The sequence below is a fragment of the Jeotgalibaca sp. A127 genome, from assembly GCF_052266745.1.
In the GTDB taxonomy this organism is placed as follows: domain Bacteria; phylum Bacillota; class Bacilli; order Lactobacillales; family Aerococcaceae; genus Jeotgalibaca.
In genome coordinates this window covers 141566-159692 of the sequence record NZ_JBQPRC010000004.1, presented here as the reverse complement: position 1 = coordinate 159692, position 18127 = coordinate 141566, and the positions used below count along the sequence as shown (strand labels likewise).

Annotated in this window: 16 protein-coding genes; 4 read left to right on the top strand and 12 right to left on the bottom strand. The window is 39.2% G+C overall.

Annotation, left to right across the window (positions count from 1 at the left end; all coding sequences use genetic code 11):
• Positions 1–5: 5 nt before the first annotated feature.
• From ACTVAI_RS06360 to ACTVAI_RS06350, 3 genes are read left to right on the top strand one after another with little or no spacing between them, the layout of a single operon-like run.
• Positions 6–809, top strand: coding sequence for an ABC transporter permease (locus ACTVAI_RS06360; protein WP_443474320.1), 804 nt, complete (start codon positions 6–8; stop codon positions 807–809).
• Positions 810–834: 25 nt separating this feature from the next.
• The gene (locus ACTVAI_RS06355) at positions 835–1812 is read left to right on the top strand and encodes an ABC transporter ATP-binding protein (RefSeq protein WP_443486184.1); all 978 of its coding nucleotides are present in this window, start codon (positions 835–837) and stop codon (positions 1810–1812) included.
• A 24-nt stretch (positions 1813–1836) separates the two neighbouring features.
• Complete coding sequence (locus tag ACTVAI_RS06350) at positions 1837–2790, top strand: metallophosphoesterase family protein (RefSeq protein WP_443486183.1); 954 nt, start codon at positions 1837–1839, stop codon at positions 2788–2790.
• An 87-nt stretch (positions 2791–2877) separates the two neighbouring features.
• On the opposite strand, the gene ACTVAI_RS06345 is transcribed toward ACTVAI_RS06350, so the two are convergent.
• The 10 genes from ACTVAI_RS06345 to trpX all read right to left on the bottom strand — a co-directional run bounded on the left by ACTVAI_RS06345 (position 2878) and on the right by trpX (position 14402).
• Positions 2878–3861: a dipeptidase gene (locus ACTVAI_RS06345; RefSeq protein ID WP_443486182.1), complete on the bottom strand. Its 984-nt coding sequence runs from the start codon at positions 3859–3861 to the stop codon at positions 2878–2880.
• A gap of 19 nt (positions 3862–3880) precedes the next feature.
• Positions 3881–5137, bottom strand: coding sequence for a TRAP transporter large permease subunit (locus ACTVAI_RS06340; protein ID WP_443486181.1), 1257 nt, complete (start codon positions 5135–5137; stop codon positions 3881–3883).
• Between the two features lie 642 nt (positions 5138–5779).
• A complete protein-coding gene (gene coaBC / locus ACTVAI_RS06335) occupies positions 5780–6982 on the bottom strand; it encodes a bifunctional phosphopantothenoylcysteine decarboxylase/phosphopantothenate--cysteine ligase CoaBC (protein WP_443486180.1) in 1203 nt (400 codons plus the stop codon).
• A gap of 66 nt (positions 6983–7048) precedes the next feature.
• Positions 7049–8512: a phosphate:AMP phosphotransferase gene (locus ACTVAI_RS06330; protein ID WP_443486179.1), complete on the bottom strand. Its 1464-nt coding sequence runs from the start codon at positions 8510–8512 to the stop codon at positions 7049–7051.
• Positions 8513–8656: 144 nt separating this feature from the next.
• Positions 8657–10045 carry an MFS transporter gene (locus tag ACTVAI_RS06325; protein ID WP_443474313.1) on the bottom strand — a complete coding sequence of 463 codons (1389 nt, stop codon included), beginning with the start codon at positions 10043–10045 and terminating at the stop codon, positions 8657–8659.
• 485 nt (positions 10046–10530) lie between these two features.
• Complete coding sequence (locus ACTVAI_RS06320; protein WP_443486178.1) at positions 10531–10953, bottom strand: OsmC family protein; 423 nt, start codon at positions 10951–10953, stop codon at positions 10531–10533.
• Positions 10946–11542, bottom strand: a complete 597-nt coding sequence (locus ACTVAI_RS06315; protein WP_443486177.1) for a xanthine phosphoribosyltransferase — start codon at positions 11540–11542, stop codon at positions 10946–10948. Before ACTVAI_RS06315 ends, ACTVAI_RS06320 begins: the two co-directional genes overlap by 8 nt.
• A 125-nt stretch (positions 11543–11667) precedes the next feature.
• Positions 11668–12459, bottom strand: coding sequence for an ABC transporter ATP-binding protein (locus ACTVAI_RS06310; RefSeq protein ID WP_443474310.1), 792 nt, complete (start codon positions 12457–12459; stop codon positions 11668–11670).
• Positions 12459–13373: an ABC transporter permease gene (locus ACTVAI_RS06305; protein WP_443474309.1), complete on the bottom strand. Its 915-nt coding sequence runs from the start codon at positions 13371–13373 to the stop codon at positions 12459–12461. Before ACTVAI_RS06305 ends, ACTVAI_RS06310 begins: the two co-directional genes overlap by 1 nt.
• A gap of 21 nt (positions 13374–13394) precedes the next feature.
• Positions 13395–14402, bottom strand: a complete 1008-nt coding sequence (gene trpX, locus ACTVAI_RS06300) for a tryptophan ABC transporter substrate-binding protein (RefSeq protein WP_443474308.1) — start codon at positions 14400–14402, stop codon at positions 13395–13397.
• Between the two features lie 634 nt (positions 14403–15036).
• On the opposite strand from trpX, the gene ACTVAI_RS06295 reads away from it, so the two are divergent.
• Positions 15037–16728 (top strand): NFACT RNA binding domain-containing protein, encoded by a 1692-nt coding sequence (locus ACTVAI_RS06295; RefSeq protein ID WP_443474307.1) that lies wholly within the window; start codon positions 15037–15039, stop codon positions 16726–16728.
• A 49-nt stretch (positions 16729–16777) separates the two neighbouring features.
• On the opposite strand, the gene pyrE is transcribed toward ACTVAI_RS06295, so the two are convergent.
• Positions 16778–17407 carry an orotate phosphoribosyltransferase gene (gene pyrE / locus ACTVAI_RS06290; RefSeq protein ID WP_443474306.1) on the bottom strand — a complete coding sequence of 210 codons (630 nt, stop codon included), beginning with the start codon at positions 17405–17407 and terminating at the stop codon, positions 16778–16780.
• A gap of 1 nt (position 17408) precedes the next feature.
• Positions 17409–18125, bottom strand: a complete 717-nt coding sequence (gene pyrF, locus ACTVAI_RS06285) for an orotidine-5'-phosphate decarboxylase (RefSeq protein ID WP_443474305.1) — start codon at positions 18123–18125, stop codon at positions 17409–17411.
• Positions 18126–18127: the final 2 nt, after the last annotated feature.

Below are 18127 nucleotides of genomic sequence, written 5' to 3'. Positions count from 1 at the left end.
TAATCATGAAAAAGAATGCATTTATTAGAAAGCTATTTTTTAATCTCATCATACTTGGTATTGTTCTTTATTTGATTATCCCGCTGTTGGGAACATTTACCTATTCGTTTGCAACAGGATGGACTACTACAATACTCCCACAAGGCTTAACGTTAGATTGGTATGCACAACTGTTTCGTGATGAAAACTTCTATGGAGCCATGTTCCGGACGTTATTACTGTCCGCACTGGGAACAATAGGTACGGTTTTGTTAGTGGTACCTACTGTATTTGTAATTTATATCTATCATCCCAAGTGGATGTGGGTGTTGGACACATTAGTTATTGCGTCATTTTCAGTCCCAGCTGTCATTTCGGCAATGTCATTAATGAGTGCTTACAGTAGGACAGGTATCCCGATGTTGGTCTTTGTAGTTGGTTCATATATCGTGGGCGGTTTTCCCATTATCCAATTAGGAACCAGGAATAGCTTACGAGCAGTGGATGCGCGTACTTTAGTAGAATCTGCAGAAATATTAGGGACTTCTAAATTCGAAGCTTTTAAGAAAGTCATTTTACCAAATATAAGTAGCGGTATAATTGCTTCTGCCTTGTTTAGATTCAGTACGTTATTTGGCGAGTTTGGGATTTTAAATCTTTTAGTTGGAGGCTCTTTCCCGAATATTCAAATATTTTTGCGCCAAAACATGACGAGAAGCGGCCATTATACTTCCGCAATCGTTATCAGTTATTTTGTTATTGTAACGGTTATGACTATCATAGGGCTTAATTTAACAAGCCGCTCAACAAAGAGAGGAGCACGTATTTAAATTGGCGTATATTGAGATTAAGAACTTGACGAAAAGTTATGGGCACAATGTGGTTCTGAATAATTTATCACTGACAATGGAAGAGGGCACACTGAATACACTCCTAGGGCCTTCTGGTTCTGGAAAAAGTACCTTGCTCCGTTCTATTGCCGGACTTGAAGAGATTGATAGTGGTCATGTATATATTAGTGAACGTGAAGTAACCGAGTTGGAGCCAAGAAATCGTAATTTAGGGATGGTTTTCCAACATTATGCCTTATTTCCAAACATGTCGGTTATCGAAAATGTTAAATTTGGACTCGATATCAAGAAAGTTTCAAAAGATGAGAAAGAGCGTAGAGCGCTAGAAATGATTGAACTCGTAGGTTTGAAGGGGAGAGAGGGTGCTTATCCACGTGAGTTATCAGGAGGGCAGCAACAGCGTGTTGCCTTGGCTCGGTCATTAGTAACTGAACCTGATGTATTACTGCTAGATGAACCGCTTTCAGCTTTGGATGCACAAATTAGAGTCGAGTTACGTCAACAAATCAAGGATATCCAAAAAAAATTAGGTGTTACAGTTATTCTGGTCACGCACGATCAAGAAGAGGCTATGACAATGTCAGAAAAAATATTTGTCATGAACAATGGAAATATAGAGCAAGAGGGGGCACCCTCAGATATTTACCGGGCACCTAACACAGAATTCGTGGCAGGATTTATCGGTAATCTTAATAAATACACGTCTAATCAATTCGAAACTATTTTTGGCGAGCGGATAGAACATCAGTTAATAGCAGTAAGACCTGAAACTGTTCAGTTAGAGGAGTTAGCAGGGGAGGCTTACCACATTCAAGGGGTCGTTCGCCGTTCATCAATGCTAGGCTCAGTTTTAAGATTTTTTGTTGATATTAATGGTGAAGAACTCGTCATTGACAAGCTGAATCGAAGCGTAAATTTCCATGCCGACGGTGAGACAATTGACTTATACCTACTGAAGAAAGATTTAATTTTTATTGGTTAAAATCAGATTGAAGGGGATAGCTGTATGAAATTAAAATATAACAAATCCGGAAATTTCAGAATCATACAATTTACGGACCTGCACTTGGGTGAGTACCCCTTTAACAGCCATGACAAAAACACCTTATCCGCTATAGATAAAGTCGTTCAAGAACATACGCCAGATTTACTGATTTTTACCGGGGATATTGTCTATTCGATGAGCAATCATAACGCACCAAACCCAAAAGAAAGCTTTAAACAATTTATCATCTTCGCAGAAAGTCTTCATATCCCTTATGCAGTTACTTTTGGAAATCACGACACCGAAGAACATGTGTCACGAGAAGAATTACGAACAATTTGCAATCAATTTGGAGTCAACACTGTAGCCAAGAAGAATGCTCATATTGTTGAGAATCGTGAAAGCTATGTGATTGAGCTGTTGGATTCCATGAGCGACGAAGTGAAAAATGTGTTTTATGTGATTGATTCGGGAGATTATTCAAACACCGAACATAGCTATTATGCTTGGGTATTACCCGAACAAATCTCGTGGTTCCAGAAAACAGCTGCGTTATATAAACGCCAGAATCCAGTAAAGAACAACCTGATTTTTCAGCATATCCCACTTCCGGAATATTGGTTATCAAGTCAAAACATCGTTGATGGTAACTTCAATGAAGATATCTCCATGAACTTAAACTGGACAAGTGATCCTGATGAAAAAAATAGCCACTCACTTCCATTTGATAACGGTGTGTTTTCTCCAGAAGTCAATAGCGGATTCTTCTTAGAAATGCTACTAAATAAGGAAGTTTGGGGCATGTTTGTCGGACATGATCACGACAACTCTTTTCACGGTATATATAAAGGCATCCATCTTGTATATGGACAAAGTACCGGTTATAACACTTACGGCTCTGAACCTAAAGGTGCCCGAGTCATTGATTTAAACGAGCCAAATCAGTTAATACGAACGTATCCAGTTATATTCTAGAGGATAAGTGTATTCATGTGGGAAGCGCAAAAGAAGCATCTTGACAACGGAGCCATTCTGACGTTATCAAGATACTTCTTTTATTGCTTACTTTTCAAAAATACGCAGTGCATTTTGATAAGCAAGTTTTTCAATACGTTTTAAAGGCCATCCGTGCTGCTCTAAGCGTTCAAATAGTTTTGGCACCTCAGCTGGAGAGCCTATTTCAAAGCGACCGGTTGTCCCGTCAAAGTCGGTTCCGATTGCCAAAACATCTTCGCCACCTTTATTATACAGATAATCTAGATGACGAATCATATCGCTGATAGTGGAGTCATCGCCTGAACCGTTTAAGAAACGGGGCGAAATACACAGACCAATAACGCCGCCAGTATTTGCAATTCCTTTGATGTGTTCGTCGATCAAATTACGCGAATGCAGTGCTAGCGCGCGGGCATTTGAATGTGTCGCCACAACGGGTTTTTGGCTATGCTCTAAAACATCCGTAATTCCACCATCATTAAGATGCGATACATCAATCGTAATATTTAAATCATTCATGTACTGGACCGCTTCAATTCCGAATTTTTTTAAACTTTTCTGATTCAATTCAGGGTTAAGGGAGTTCGGAAATCCGAAGCAGTTCTCATGGTTCCAGATAAGACCCATCATATTAAATCCTAAGTGATGTAGGTAAGTGAGATTATCAAGTGAGTCATTTACCGCACGAGCATCTTCCAAGGTGAGGATTGCCGATATTTTGCCATTTTCATGGTTTTCACGTATAGACGAAGCGTTTTTTGCCCAAGCAATATGCGCGCTATTGGCGTTAATTTCCTTATTTAAACGGTTCACAGCTTGATGGATATAAGCCATATCTTCTTCGTGGTTTTGTGGACTGAAGAGGGGGTCGACATCCATCAAATCAAAATTACTGTCTGGTAACCATACAGCAAAGCATTGTGCTAAAGCATCGCCTTTTTGTAGCTTCTGGATATTAATATGGGTTTCAGGATCATCATACAACGAAGCTTGGTCGCCATGTTGCATTAAAGGCAGAATCGTATCTGCGTGTAAATCAATATATTTCATTGTATTTCCTCCTTTGCGACTAGAAAAAGTTAACTCCGACAAATGCCCAGATGATGATGCAGATAACCAGAGGACCGATGCTCAACCAATTTCCCTGAAGCATGAGTTTTGTGTTGGATGATTGAGCGATACCTAATTGTCCGATCATGTTTGAAGTAGGGTAGATACTGCCAGTTAGGCGTGTTGCTGAAAGCAGAGAAAGGGCAAACATCTGTAATGGTAAACCAGAAGATTCAATCATCGGCTTAAACATGTCCGTAATAATTTGTAGCTCGGCTACAGCGGCAGCCTCTACTCCCAGTCCACCGACAACAGCTGAAATCAGCATAACCGCGGGTGCACTAATGTTTGTGAAGGTTGTCTGAAGCAATTCAGATAAAGCTTCAAAGCCCCCAGCTACTGTCACCATTTCAAGTAAGACATCAATGGTGATGAAGATAAGGAAGAGGTCGGCCATGCTGGCAACACCTTCAACGATTTTCTTCTCTGCAACTTTGGGGTGGATACGACCGAAGAGGGCGACAATAACCATTAAAATAATCATCACGATAATTGCATAACTTGTACCTTGCCCGGTGACAACACCGAAAATAACCAGCGCCAAAAAAGAAATAATAAAAGCAAGTGTGGCGTTTCTTTCGCGTGAACTGACAACGTAACTGTCAAAGTCGATAGCTTGCGTGAGATCATATTGTTCGTGGGTTTCTGTTTTTTTCTGTACATAAATAGATGCAATCCAAGTTCCGGCTAACCATAAAAGACCAAAAGGTAGGCCAGCAAAGAACATATATTCACCGTAAGTCATATCGGTTAACTCCAGCATTGCAAGTGTAACACCTGTCAAAGGTCCCCAAATCAAACCGACTTCACCGGCATTTTTAAGAATTAATGCTGTAGTTGTAGGCGTTAGACCGATACTTGCCAATACAGGGATGACTATCGGGGCGATAATCGCATTTCCGCCGCCAAGTGTCCCTAAAAGACCGCAAATAATGATTGATATAAGCATAAGTGCAAATCGACCTTTATTTTTAGAGTCGACTTTTAAACCGCTGACAATCCAATAGACCAATGTTTCAGTAATGCCACTGGCATTCATTAATCGCCCAAGCGCTGCTCCCAGCATGATAATAAAACCAATTGTTGCAACAAAAGAACCCAAACTAGCAGCAAAATCACCAGCAAGCGTCCCTAAATCGTGGCCAATTAAAACAGCGCCAATTGTAATTCCAATAATAGTAGCAAAAAGATTACTTTGGTTCAGAAAAATTAGCACAATATAGACCACTAAAGGCAATAATCCTAGTAACGAGGGGGCTTGAATAAGAGCATTTGTCCCTAATTCCATCTTCATTCTCCTTTCAAAATTAAAATCTCATTAGTCGATTATAGCACAATGCGAAAACAAAACTATTACTCAGTTAATTTCTGGTTATTTCTTACTATTGCTTAAATCTTAGGCAGAATCTGCTTCCGTAAATTAAATGCTCGTTTAATTTACATTTACGCATGATTCAACTTAAAAGCTATTAAGAGCACATAAAAATTCAGTAATCAATAGAAATTATATGCAGGTCGATTTAGCTAATAAAGAATCATGTATGGCTACAATTAAAGAAAGACATGAGCGGCAAAAGATTCAACATCTAAAAGATCATAGATGCTTCAAAAGTCTTTAAGATGTAAAGAAAAATATAATAGCAGAAATCTTTGTGTTTTCATATCGGGCAGAAGAGCATAGGTTACTATAAAGTACGTAGTAATCAAGGCCTTTTATTTATGTTTATTTTAGTTTACATAATATATATTATACTAAGTTAACTATATAAAATAAGTAATCCCTCTACTACCGTATTCAGGTAAAAAAACAGCCATATTCGTGTAATTTTCGAATTGGCTGTTTTCCTGTATAAATATTTTACAATTTTATACTATTCATTGCTGTATATAATATTTCTTTAGCAATCTCGGCTTTTGTGTTTGTATTAATATGGATTGGTTCTTGATCAGGTTGATAAATAATTACTTCGTTTGTATCCTTGTTGAATCCTGCGTGTTCCTTGGACACATCATTTGCAACAACCATGTCTGCGTTCTTACGTTTAAGTTTATCTTTTGCATACATCTCAACATCATTTGTTTCAGCAGCAAATCCAATCAAAAACTGATGCGTTTTTTGCTGTCCCATAGTTGCTAATATGTCTGGGTTTTCCTCAAGTAGAATTTGAATGTCTTGGTGTGCTTTCTTCATTTTTTTGTCAGCCTGTGTTTTTGGTCGATAATCAGATACAGCGGCTGCCATTATAACGATATCCGCTGTTTCGAATTTGTCCATGATGGCGCTTTGCATCTCCCGTGCACTTTGAACTGGCACAACGTTCATTCCGAACGGATGTTCTAATTTTGATGCAGTAACTAAAGTGACATTCGCACCCAAGTCCCTTGCTGCCTCTGCCAATCGATGTCCCATTTTACCGGATGAATCGTTGGTAATATAACGAACCGGATCTATCCGTTCAATCGTCCCACCAGCTGATATTATGATATTTTTGTTTTCAAGCGGTAAATCGACTGCTCTACTTAAAACTAACTGATGAGCTGCTTCAACTATCTTTTCGGGTTCAGGCATGCGCCCTTTTCCTTCGTAGCCTTCTGCCAAGAAACCTGTATCAGGTTCCATGATTGTGTAACCATAACCCTCTAATTTGACTAAATTAGCTTGGGTCGCGGGATTTTCCAACATATTTTGGTTCATGGCTGGGACAATTAGACGCGGTGCTGTTGTTGCCATTAGCGTCGTAGATACCATATCATCAGCAATCCCATTCGCCATTTTACCGATAATATTAGCTGTTGCCGGTACGATGACTGCTAATTCGGTCCAATCCGCCAGATGGATATGTGATACATTTTCAGGTTCTTTTTCATCGAATGTGTTCGTATATACCTCATTGCGTGATAATATTTGAAATGTCAGTGGTTGGACAAACTGCGTCGCACTTTCCGTCATTGCAACCCGTACCTCAGCTCCAGCTTTAATAAATTTCCGCACTAAATCAGCCGCTTTATAAACGGCAATACCTCCTGTAACGAAGACCGTTACATGTTTTTTTTCTAACACCTTATCTCCCCCAGTTATTTATTGAGTATGCCTAAGTCCAAGGAGGTTCGATTCGCCCTGGTGACTTTATATTTGCTTTAGAAACTTTTCAGCTTCTTTAATAAATGTCTCCAATACCTTAATACGGGCATACTCTTTCTGGTTTCCTTCTACAATTGTCCACGGCGCTTCGCTCGTGTTTGTTTTCTCTATCATATCATTCATGGCGGCTTCATACTCGTTAAATTTTTCATGATTTCGCCAATCTTCATCAGTTAATTTATAGTTTTTTTCTGGATCATTTTGACGAGCCTCAAAACGTTGCTTTTGTTCTTTCTTATCAATAACAACGAGGAACTTTAATAGCAAATGCCCTTCGTGAATTAAATTATGTTCCATTTCATTGATTTCAGCATAAGCATCTTTCCAGCGTTTTTCAGGGGTGAAACCTTCAACACGTTCCACCAGTACGCGGCCATACCAACTACGATCATAGATTGTGAGTCGCCCTTTTTCTGGAAAAGTATCGAAGAAGCGCCACAGGTAATGGTAATTATTCTCATATTCTGTTGGAGCTGCAGTAGTTGCGACATCATAACCCCGAGGATCCATATGCCGGGAAAGGCGTTGGATTGCTCCGCCCTTACCTGCTGCGTCTGTTCCTTCAAAAACTATCAAGCATGGAACTTTGTTTATCCATAAATGGTATAAAAGTTCTCCTGCTTTTTCTTGCAGTTTTTCTTTCTTGGCATCATACTCCTCGATGGCTATTTTTTTGTCCAGATTAAGCTCGTAGAGTGGTTTCTCACTCTTGATAAGCTCTGGTTTCCACTCATCGTTGAATGAAGGTATTTGTTCTGAAGTCTCCAAATGCTTCCTTAAGGCCTCAATAATGTAATTAAGACTTAATCTTGATGCATCTTTCAAATCTTCTGTTGGGATGATTTTCCATGGTGAAGATTCAAAATTCGTCATTTTCAGTACATTATCAAAATGATTCAAATAATTATTGTAGTGTTTCAGTTGATTTTTATCGTTCGTGGAGATTAAAAAATTCCGTAAAGGATCAGTATCCAACTCTTTAATTCGTTTACTCATTGTTTTTTCTTTGTGATGAAGGAATAACTTAACGACGAGTGTGCCGTCTGCCGTCAGTAAACGTTCAAGCAAACTGATATCCATTAAATAATGTTCCATTTTCTTATCTGATAACTGCAGTTCGTTTAATATTTGAAAATAGAAACTGCGATCAAAAAAGGCAATGTTTCCTTTTTTGGGAAGCGCTCTAAAAAAGCGCCACAAAAATGTCCGGTTTTCTTCTTCTTCGGTTGGATTTTCGAATACACTGACTTCATGGTAACGAGGATCCAATTCACGGGTCAAATCTTTCAACACAAAACCTTTTCCTGACGACTCCCAACCATCCACGATGACTAACATTCTAGAGTCTGTTTTCTTTAGCTGTCGTTGAAGTTTTGCCAAATCTTCGCCCAATTCGGAACGTTTCACCTTTTCAACTTTTACACTGGAAAAATCAAAATCTTTCAGCATATACCCTACCTCCGTCATTTAGTGAAATCCTTTTTCTTATTTTACCATATCGAGATCAAAAACTTTATTTATCCTGATTGCTATCTTCACACAAAAAAACGATGTTCCTATATGATTTTAGGATTACATCGTTTTTTATTTTCATTAAATTTCGTTACGCGCTCGCAACTCTGCAGTGATTTCTGCATGTTTCTGGTCAGTTAATTTATATCCGAATTGGAATAAGATAACTCCGATAAAGCTGGCAATTGCTGGAATTAAGAAATATGTAAATTGCATGCCTGAGATAGTATCTGCAGTTTGCGCTTGGTTCGCTACATAGCCGATCATTGTCAATGCGATACCAGGTACAAACCCTGCAACAGCTTGGGCAATTTTACGAACAAAACTGTATCCGGAATAGATGATTCCTTCTGTGCGCATGCCATGTTTCCACTGTGAGTAGTCAATCAAATCCGCAGCAAATGCGAAGGACACCGTATTGGCAAAGGATAGACATGTGTAGGAAAGAACGTTAACAATCAGGAAGAATGTCACGTTATCCCCAGCAAAGAAAAAGTTTACCAATTCGAAAACGCCGAAGAAAAACATACCGAAAATAGAAAGTTGTTTTTTACCGAATTTCCGAACAAGTGTAGTCGAAAGGAAAATTGAAGGCACAAGCGCCACGATACTCAACGTACTTACAAGTGCAACAAGGTTTTGGTTCCCTAAAACATATTGGAAGTAGTACAATTGAATACCCATCTTCAGGAACATCGCACCAATAGTCAAGATTGTATAAGCAGCAAGAACTAGGAATTCTTTGTTAGTCAGCAAGTTTTTGACTGCCTTGATTCCATCACCTTTCTCACGTGCTTTAGTCGAAACATAGCGTTCCTTCGTATTACGGTAGCAAACCAGGTGGAATGCAACCCCGAATAGAGCGATAATTGCTACTGCGGCAGGATATCCAACCGTTGGTGTGTCAAATAGGTTTACAAGCGGCAGTACTACAATACCAGCCAATAAAGAAGCGCCGGTTCCGCCTAAGTTACGAAATACAGCTAATGACGTACGTTCCTCTGAATTAACAGTCATTACGGATGATAACGAACCATAAGGAATGTTTACAACCGTGTATGCGACAGACATTAAGTTATAAGTAGCAAAGGCAAAGACTACTTTTGCTCCTTCATTTAAGTCTGGGGCAAAGAAAGCCAAGACTGTGGAGGCTGCCAAGAAACCTGTTCCGTATAAAATAAACGGCCGGAACTTGCCTTTGGGACCCACTTTACGAGAGTCGACGTACGTGCCGATTAAAGTATCGGTAACGGCATCAATTATTTTGGTTAAAAGGAAAATCATCCCACCCCAATAAGCGGAAATACCCAACACATCTGTATAAAACTTCAACAGGTAAAGTTGAGCCATTTGGAACATTAACCCATTCCCAAGATCTCCTAAACCATAAGAAACTTTCTCAACCACTCCTAATTTTTCTTTACTTGAATCTATCTTTATATTCTCTTGAGCTTTCGTTATTGCACTCACTCTTTATCCCCCTTGGATATTCTACTATTCCATAAAAATATGGAAGCGATATAAATCATTATATCTACCATTATCTTGGAGTCAAGTTAGTGATTTACCATTCTCTTCTTTCTAATGAGAAAGCGCTTTAATGAAAACGTAGGTATATCAGGTCTTTTTATGTAAGCGGAAGCTTAATAATATTATTTTGTTGTTATTAATCTTGTGAAATTGTATATAAACTTATGGTAACGTTAAAGTGTTTTCATTAATAAACGTTAAGATTGATTGAACACGTATTCAATTGACTAAAATTAACAAAAAATAAACATACATTTATAATAGGCCAGCTATGATTTGACTCCCTATCATGAATTATGAACTTTTTTAACAAAGTTCATTTATTCTATACAAAATTGTATTTTATTATAAACAAGTAATTATATTGGCTTTTTTAAATGCGGTATTTTTGGAATCGCTATCATTTTACCCATAAAAAAATGCCGTCATGAATGGAACGGCATTACATTTAAAAATACATGAGGATAAGATCCGATTATTTTTGAAACAGGACATCTCCTATGAGCGTTAGTAAATAATTTTTTTGTTTGGTCTTCGTCATAACCTTCAATGGCGGCTGAGGCTGTTAAATCAAAGTAATAGCCTCTCCCATCAGATTCTCTCTTATAATCAACAACAACTTCTACTCGACTTCTTGTGTTAACCCCTCTTGCTTTCAACAAAGCTTGAATGGTCGCATTAAGACAAGTTGACCATGCCAAACCAAACAATTCTTCAGGATTGGAGCCTGGGTCTTGAGAAAGTGGGTCACTTATGAGAACTCTTAAACCGTCCTTTACATAGGCTTCCCCATCCAAAGCATATTCATTTACGACTTCTGTATGGAAAAGAGCATCATCTTTAGTCATTATTTTGATCAGTTGATTCATCAACGAAGGTAATGCCATGCTCATCCAGGCTCGCAATACGTGCTAAAGAAAGAATTGGGATACCAGATTCCTCCACAAAGCGGCGGCCTTTTTGGAATGATTTCTCGATAACAATACCAATCCCTGCTACAGAGGCACCAGCATTTTTACAAATAGATAATAACCCTGCGACTGCTTGACCGTTAGCCAAAAAGTCATCAATAATCAAAACGCGGTCATTTGAATCCAGAAAATCCTTGGAGATTGAGATTTCATTTGAAATTTGTTTGGTATAAGAATAAACGCTTGTCGTATACATATTATCTTGTAACGTCAGGCTTTTGTTTTTACGTCCAAAAACAACTGGCACGCCTAATTCGAAACCTGCAAATACAGCCGGGGCAATTCCCGATGTTTCAACAGTCAATATTTTGTTGATACCATGATCTTTAAACGCATGCGCAAATTCATCACCTAAAGCTTTCATTAGTTCAGGGTCTATCTGGTGATTCAGAAAACTATCTACCTTTAAGACGCCGCCTTCAAGTATCGTACCTTTTTCGCGAATGACATCCTCTAATAACTTCATACAGCAATTCTCCTTCAAGTTTGTTGGTATTATCTTAACATTAATCAAAACAAATGAAAACAAAGTTTGTTATTTAGTTACAGATAAGATTAATGTTAAAAAAAACACACTTCATATGAAGTGTGCTAATAAAGATCGCTGATAGCCAGTTCTTGAATTTCGGAGAAGAGCATTTCAGTCGTTAATGCTGCTTTTTCCTCAGCATTATAGTCCTTCACGATCTGCCCATGGTGTAAGACAAGCATACGATTTCCGTATTTAATCGCATCTTGTAGGTTATGGGTAATCATGATACTCGTCAATCCCATTTCTTGAACCTTTTTATTGGTGAGTTCCAGTACAAGTTGTGCCGTTTTGGGGTCAAGGGCTGCCGTATGTTCATCCAATAATAAAATATCTGGACGCTTTAAGGTTGCCATCAACAAGGCAATCGATTGACGCTGACCACCTGATAGTAATCCAATATCAGCTGTCATGCGATTTTCCAAGCCTAAGCCAAGAGAAGTCAGCTGTTCTTTGAAGATTTCTTTTTCTTCTTTGGTGGATCCAAATTTCAACGTTCTTTTTTCACCACGGCGGTATGCCAAGGATAAGTTTTCCTGTACAGTCATCCGGGGTGCCGTTCCCATTTTCGGGTCCTGGAAAACACGGCTAATGTATGGAGCTCTTTTTTCTTCCTTAAGTAAGGTAATGTCTTTACCATTTACGGTGATGCTTCCCGCATCAGGGAAGAAGTATCCGGAAATTGCATTTAGCAAGGTCGATTTACCTGCTCCGTTTCCGCCCACCAACGTGATAAACTCACCACGCTTAACGGTTAAATTAATATTTTTCAATGCTTCGACTTCATTGATGGAACCAGGGTAGAACGTTTTATTTACATTCTTCAATTCCAGTATATTATCATTCTTTGACATTAGCGATTCACCTGCTTACCAACTGTTTTTGCCATTTTCTTACGGTATTTACTTACATAGTACATATCTTTGATTTTCGGTAATGCCAAGAACAATGCCAGCATGACAGCTGAAATCAACTTGAAGTCATTGGGGTTCAAATTTGCTTCCAACACCAGAACCATTACAAGACGATAAATAATGGACCCAATTACTAAGCAAGCCAGACGAATGATCAAAGATACATGTGGGAAGAGTACCTCACCAATGATAATGGATGCTAGCCCGATAACGATTGCACCGATACCCATTTGGATATCCGCATAGCCGTTGCTTTGGGAAATGACTGCTCCGGACAAGGCAATAACACCATTTGACATCATCAGACCTATTGTCGTCATCATGTTGGTTGAAATACCTAAAGAACGTGCCATTGCCTGGTTATCACCGGTTGCAATCAATGCTTGACCAAATTCCGTTTTAAAGAATACCGTATAAAGTACGATGATGACGGCTACAAACAAAGAGCCTATCAAAATAGTATCCGTATGTCTGGGCAATTCCAAGGCAGCCACACCACTGAATATCGTATCCAGACCGAGCAAGTTTACATTGGCTTTTCCCATCACCCTTAGGTTAATCGAGTAAAGTCCTGTCATGGTCAAAATACCGGCTAATAAACTGGAAATATTAAGTTTTGTGATTAAAAATCCAGTAACTGCTCCTGCAAGTGCCCCTGCCACTAAAGCTAGTCCCACTGCCACAAAAGGATTCAATCCCATTGTAATAGCAGAAACTGCTACAGCTGCTCCTAGCGTAAATGAGCCTTCTGTCGACATATCAGCCACATTCAAAATACGGTAACTAATATACAGACCTAATGCCAACAAGCTCCATATCAGACCTTGGGCAATTGCAGAAATTATCATGTTCATATATGATTCCTCTTTTCAATTCTATTCGATTATGATGGCAGTTTCCAGAATATCTGCTGGGACTTCGATATTCAATTCTTCTGCTTTTTCAGTATTGATGATTAATTCAATTTCATCCGGATATTGGATGGCAAAACTACTTGGATCAGCGCCTTCTAATACTTCTGCAGTAACAGCACCCGTTTGAATTCCGATTGCATATTGGTTTAGTCCCACTGTAGCGATGCCGCCTTCCTGAACCATGGTGTCAACAGACGGAAAAACAGGTATCTGATAGGCATCTGTTACTTCGATCAAGGCTAACATGCTTGTTGCAATAACATTATCCGTTGGAATCCAGATTGCATCCACTTCCTGAGCCAACGCTTCGGATACTTGAGGAATATCATTGGAACTATTAACTGTTTTGGTCACAACTGTAAGTCCCAAGGCATTAGCAACTTCTTCAGCTTCTTTAGCGGAACTCAAGGAATTGTCTTCACTGGAGGAATACAAGAAACCAATAGTTTGTAATTCTGGTACAAGTTTCATGATTAATTCAAATTGTTCCGTTACCGGTATCTTATCACTCACCCCCGTAATATTCCCACCGGGTTCTTCTAGCGAGGAAACCAAATTAGCGGCCAAAGGATCCGTAATAGCCCCAAGAATGATCGGAATATCCGTCGTTGCATTTGCCAAAGCTTGTGCAGCGGGAGTCGCAATTCCAACAGTAATATCCGCTTCGTTAGAAATGAAACGTTCTGCGATTTGTTGCATATTGGATTGATCACCTTGGGCGTTTTGCAAATCAATGGTAGCTGTCTCACCATCTACGTAACCTTCATCTGCTAGTTGATCAATAATCCCTTCGGTAATTGCATCTAGAGCGGGATGAGAAGCCAGCTGCATAATCCCTATATAGGGCAAATTTGATGCATCAGTAACTTGAGAACTACTTGTTTCTTCAGAATCAGAACCGCATGCACCTAGCAATAAAGCAGCTGAAGCCAAGAATGCGAATTTAGTGTTCGTTTTATTAAATTTCATAATGAATCCCTCCGAATATAATATTGGTTTGTATAAAAAGAAAGCTGCCATCTGAATGACATCAGGGCAGCTTAAAATACAAACCGCCACATAGACTTTTCTCGTTGGTCTACGTGGCGAATAAATTATATATTCAGTGATCCACATAGATACATTCAGATAGCTCTGAGGCTGTATCTATGGACAATTAATACGTCACAAAGAACAACCTACCCCATGTGGCTTTGCCAATAAAAATTCATAAAGTTTGTTGTAAATGATATAGACATATTAACTGCTCCTTTTCTTAGAAAATTTTAATACATTCATACTAACCCTGGGAAATAAATTTGTCAACAGAAAAATGAAGAAAAAATGAGAAAAGGGATAAGGTCATCCCCCATCCCATAATTAGATACAAGATACACATTGATATTGGCAATCACCAAATCCCCCCAGTAGTATCTCTGCATCACTATTGACTTGTTCTCAGTTTTCAAAGCTATCATAATACCAATACCTGATATACTCCTATTATAGCTTAGCAATGTCGGCCGATAAACAATTTATTTGGCACGAATTTCAGTTGTTTTGGTATTTTTGTAGCCAATTATCGAATATGATATAATAATTAAGTTAGAGAGGAGGCATTTATATGTCTTATGATGGTATTTATACACATATTATTGTTGAGGAACTGAATGAGAAAATTATGGATGGTCGTATTTCCAAAATTTATCAACCGTTCCAACATGAAATCGTTTTGACGATTCGGGCCAATCGAAAAAATCAAAAACTATTATTATCGGCCCATCCCTCTTATGCCCGTATTCAATTAACAGAGGAACCTTTATCCAACCCGGAGCAAGCACCTAATTTTTGCATGTTTTTAAGAAAGAACATTGAAGGTTCGACAATAGAAGCGATAGAACAGCTGGGAAATGACCGGATTGTCACATTTAAAATAAAGAAATTTGATGATCTGGGTGATTTAAAGCATTTATTACTGATTGTCGAAATGATGGGACGTCACAGTAATATTTTCTTGGTGGATAGTGAAACCGGTAAAATCATGGATTGTTTAAAACACGTTCCAGCTTACCAAAACTCATATCGGACCATTATGCCTGGCGCTATTTATGTCCTACCACCACACCAGGACAAGTTAAATCCCTTTGATGCTACACCGAGTGAGATTGCAACTGTGAGTGCGAAATGGGAAGAAGGCAACAATAGCAAAAACATTCAAAGTTCTTTCCAAGGGATTGGGCGTGATACTGCTAAGGAGATTGCTTCTTTAATGGTCGAAGGCTTTCCTTCCGCCCTGACTGGTTACCTTGATAAAGTGCAAGTTGGTCCTCCGACGCTCTTTACAGACCAGTCAGGAAAAGAGACGTTTGCCCCCTATCCTTATCAAACAATGGCGGGTGAAACCCAATCTTTTGGGAGTGCCAGTCTATTGTTGGATGCTTACTATATTGATAAAGCCCATAAGGATCGCATTAAACAAGTAGCTTCTGATTTATTAGGAATCATCAAAAATGAACTCCATAAAAATGAGCTTAAATTAGAAAAACTGGCAGATACCTTACACAGAAGTGAAGAAGCGGATGAATACCGGATTAAAGGAGAACTTCTGACCGCCTACTTGTACCAAGTACCTAAATCAGCGACAGAGGTAACCTTAAATAACTTTTATGCGGACGAAGAGCCCACTACTATTACACTGGATCCTGCGCTAACAGCTCCACAAAATGCCCAGAAATATTTCACGCGTTATCACAAATTGGTAAATTCCGTGAAATTCGTCAATGAACAAATTCAAAAAACAAAAGTCGAAAATGCTTATCTGGAATCAATTGAAACGCAAATCACGCTTTCCGACCCACAAGATTTGGAAGATATCAGGGATGAATTAAAAGATGCTGGTTATCTAAAAGCGAAAAAAACGTCTAAGAAACAGAAGAAAACAACAAGTAAACCGCACCACTTCCGTTCCAGTGATGGCACAGATATTCGCGTCGGTAAAAATAATAAACAAAATGACGAGCTCACCATGAAAAAAGCCCGAAACAATCATTATTGGCTCCATGCCAAAGACATACCTGGTTCACATGTCATCGTTGAATCAAGCGAGCCATCTCAACAAACGTTGGAGGAAGCTGCCATTATTGCCGCCTACTACTCCAAGTTCCAACAATCTGCGAATGTTCCGGTTGATTATGTGCCCGTTAAATATGTCAAGAAACCAAATGGTGCAAAACCAGGTTTCGTTATCTACACAGATCAGCAGACACTCTATGTCACGCCTGATAAAGAACGGGTGGATGCATTGCGTGCCAAATAATGAAAAAAGGATATGCCCCGTAAATAGGGCATATCCTTTTTTCGTGTTTTTAGTTGTTCCAATTGTGAGGATCAGCACTGAATTTCTTCAATACTTCGCGTTCTTCTGCGGTAATTGCATCCATTTCTTGTGCTACTTTCAATAATGTACTGTAATTAGAGAGCGTATCAATCTTGTAGCCACTTTCAGCAAAATTCTCTTTTCCTTTTTGTAATTCATAGGTAAAGATAGCGACACAACCCAACACCACGGCTCCTTCACTCTCAGCAGCTTTTGCCGCTTCAATGACGCTTCCACCAGTCGAAATTAAATCTTCGATCAAGACAATCTTTTGCCCGGGTTGGATGCGTCCCTCAATGCGTTTTGCCTTACCATGGTCTTTTGCTTTACCGCGAATGTAAATCATCGGCAAATCCATCTTTTGCGCTACAAATGCAGCGTGGGGAATACCAGCTGTGGCAGTTCCAGCAATTACTTCTGCTTCTGGATATTTTTCCTTGATTAAGGCTACCAATCCATCCGTTATCAAGGTACGTACTTTTGGAACACTGATCGTGATACGGTTATCACAATAAATGGGACTCTTTATTCCCGACGCCCAAGTAAATGGTTCCTTTGGACTCAAACTGACTGCTTCGATTTCCAGTAACGCTTTTGCGACATTTTCAGCTGTACTCATTTTATTCAGCAACTCCATTCCATTGGTCTTTAATAGCTTTGTAGGCTGCAACCGGATCATTGGCTTGTGTAATCGGGCGACCGACAACGATATAGGAAGATCCCATTTCACGTGCTGATTGTGGTGTTGCAACCCTTTTTTGATCCCCTACTTGTGATCCAGCTGGCCGAATGCCGGGTGTTACACAAATAAATTGGGGATTTGTAACTTCTTTGATACTTTTTGCTTCCAAGGCAGAACAGACAACACCGGAGAGACCAGATTGCTCCGTCAAGGATGCATAATGCAGGACACTCTCCATTAAAGGGACGCGGATGAGTTGTTCTTGATGCATTGCTTCTTCGGTTGTCGAAGTTAACTGTGTGACGGCAATTAGTTTGGGAACAACAGAACCAGTTGGTGTTCCTTCATGAATACCTTCCAAAGCAGCTTTCATCATGGCAGAACCACCAGAGGCATGGACATTGATCATATCAATATCCAGGGCAGCCAAGCCTTTCATTGCCCGGTAAACCGTATTAGGGATATCATGCAATTTCAAATCCAGGAAAATCTCATGTCCCAATGATTTTACCCATTTAACTATTTCTGGACCGTTTTGGTAATAGAGCTCCATACCCAGTTTGACGTAGAGTGGTTCGTCATGGAATTGCTTCAAAAATGATTTCGTTTCTGCTGCCGTTGAAAAATCAAGGGCAATCATTGGTTTATCTGTCATTG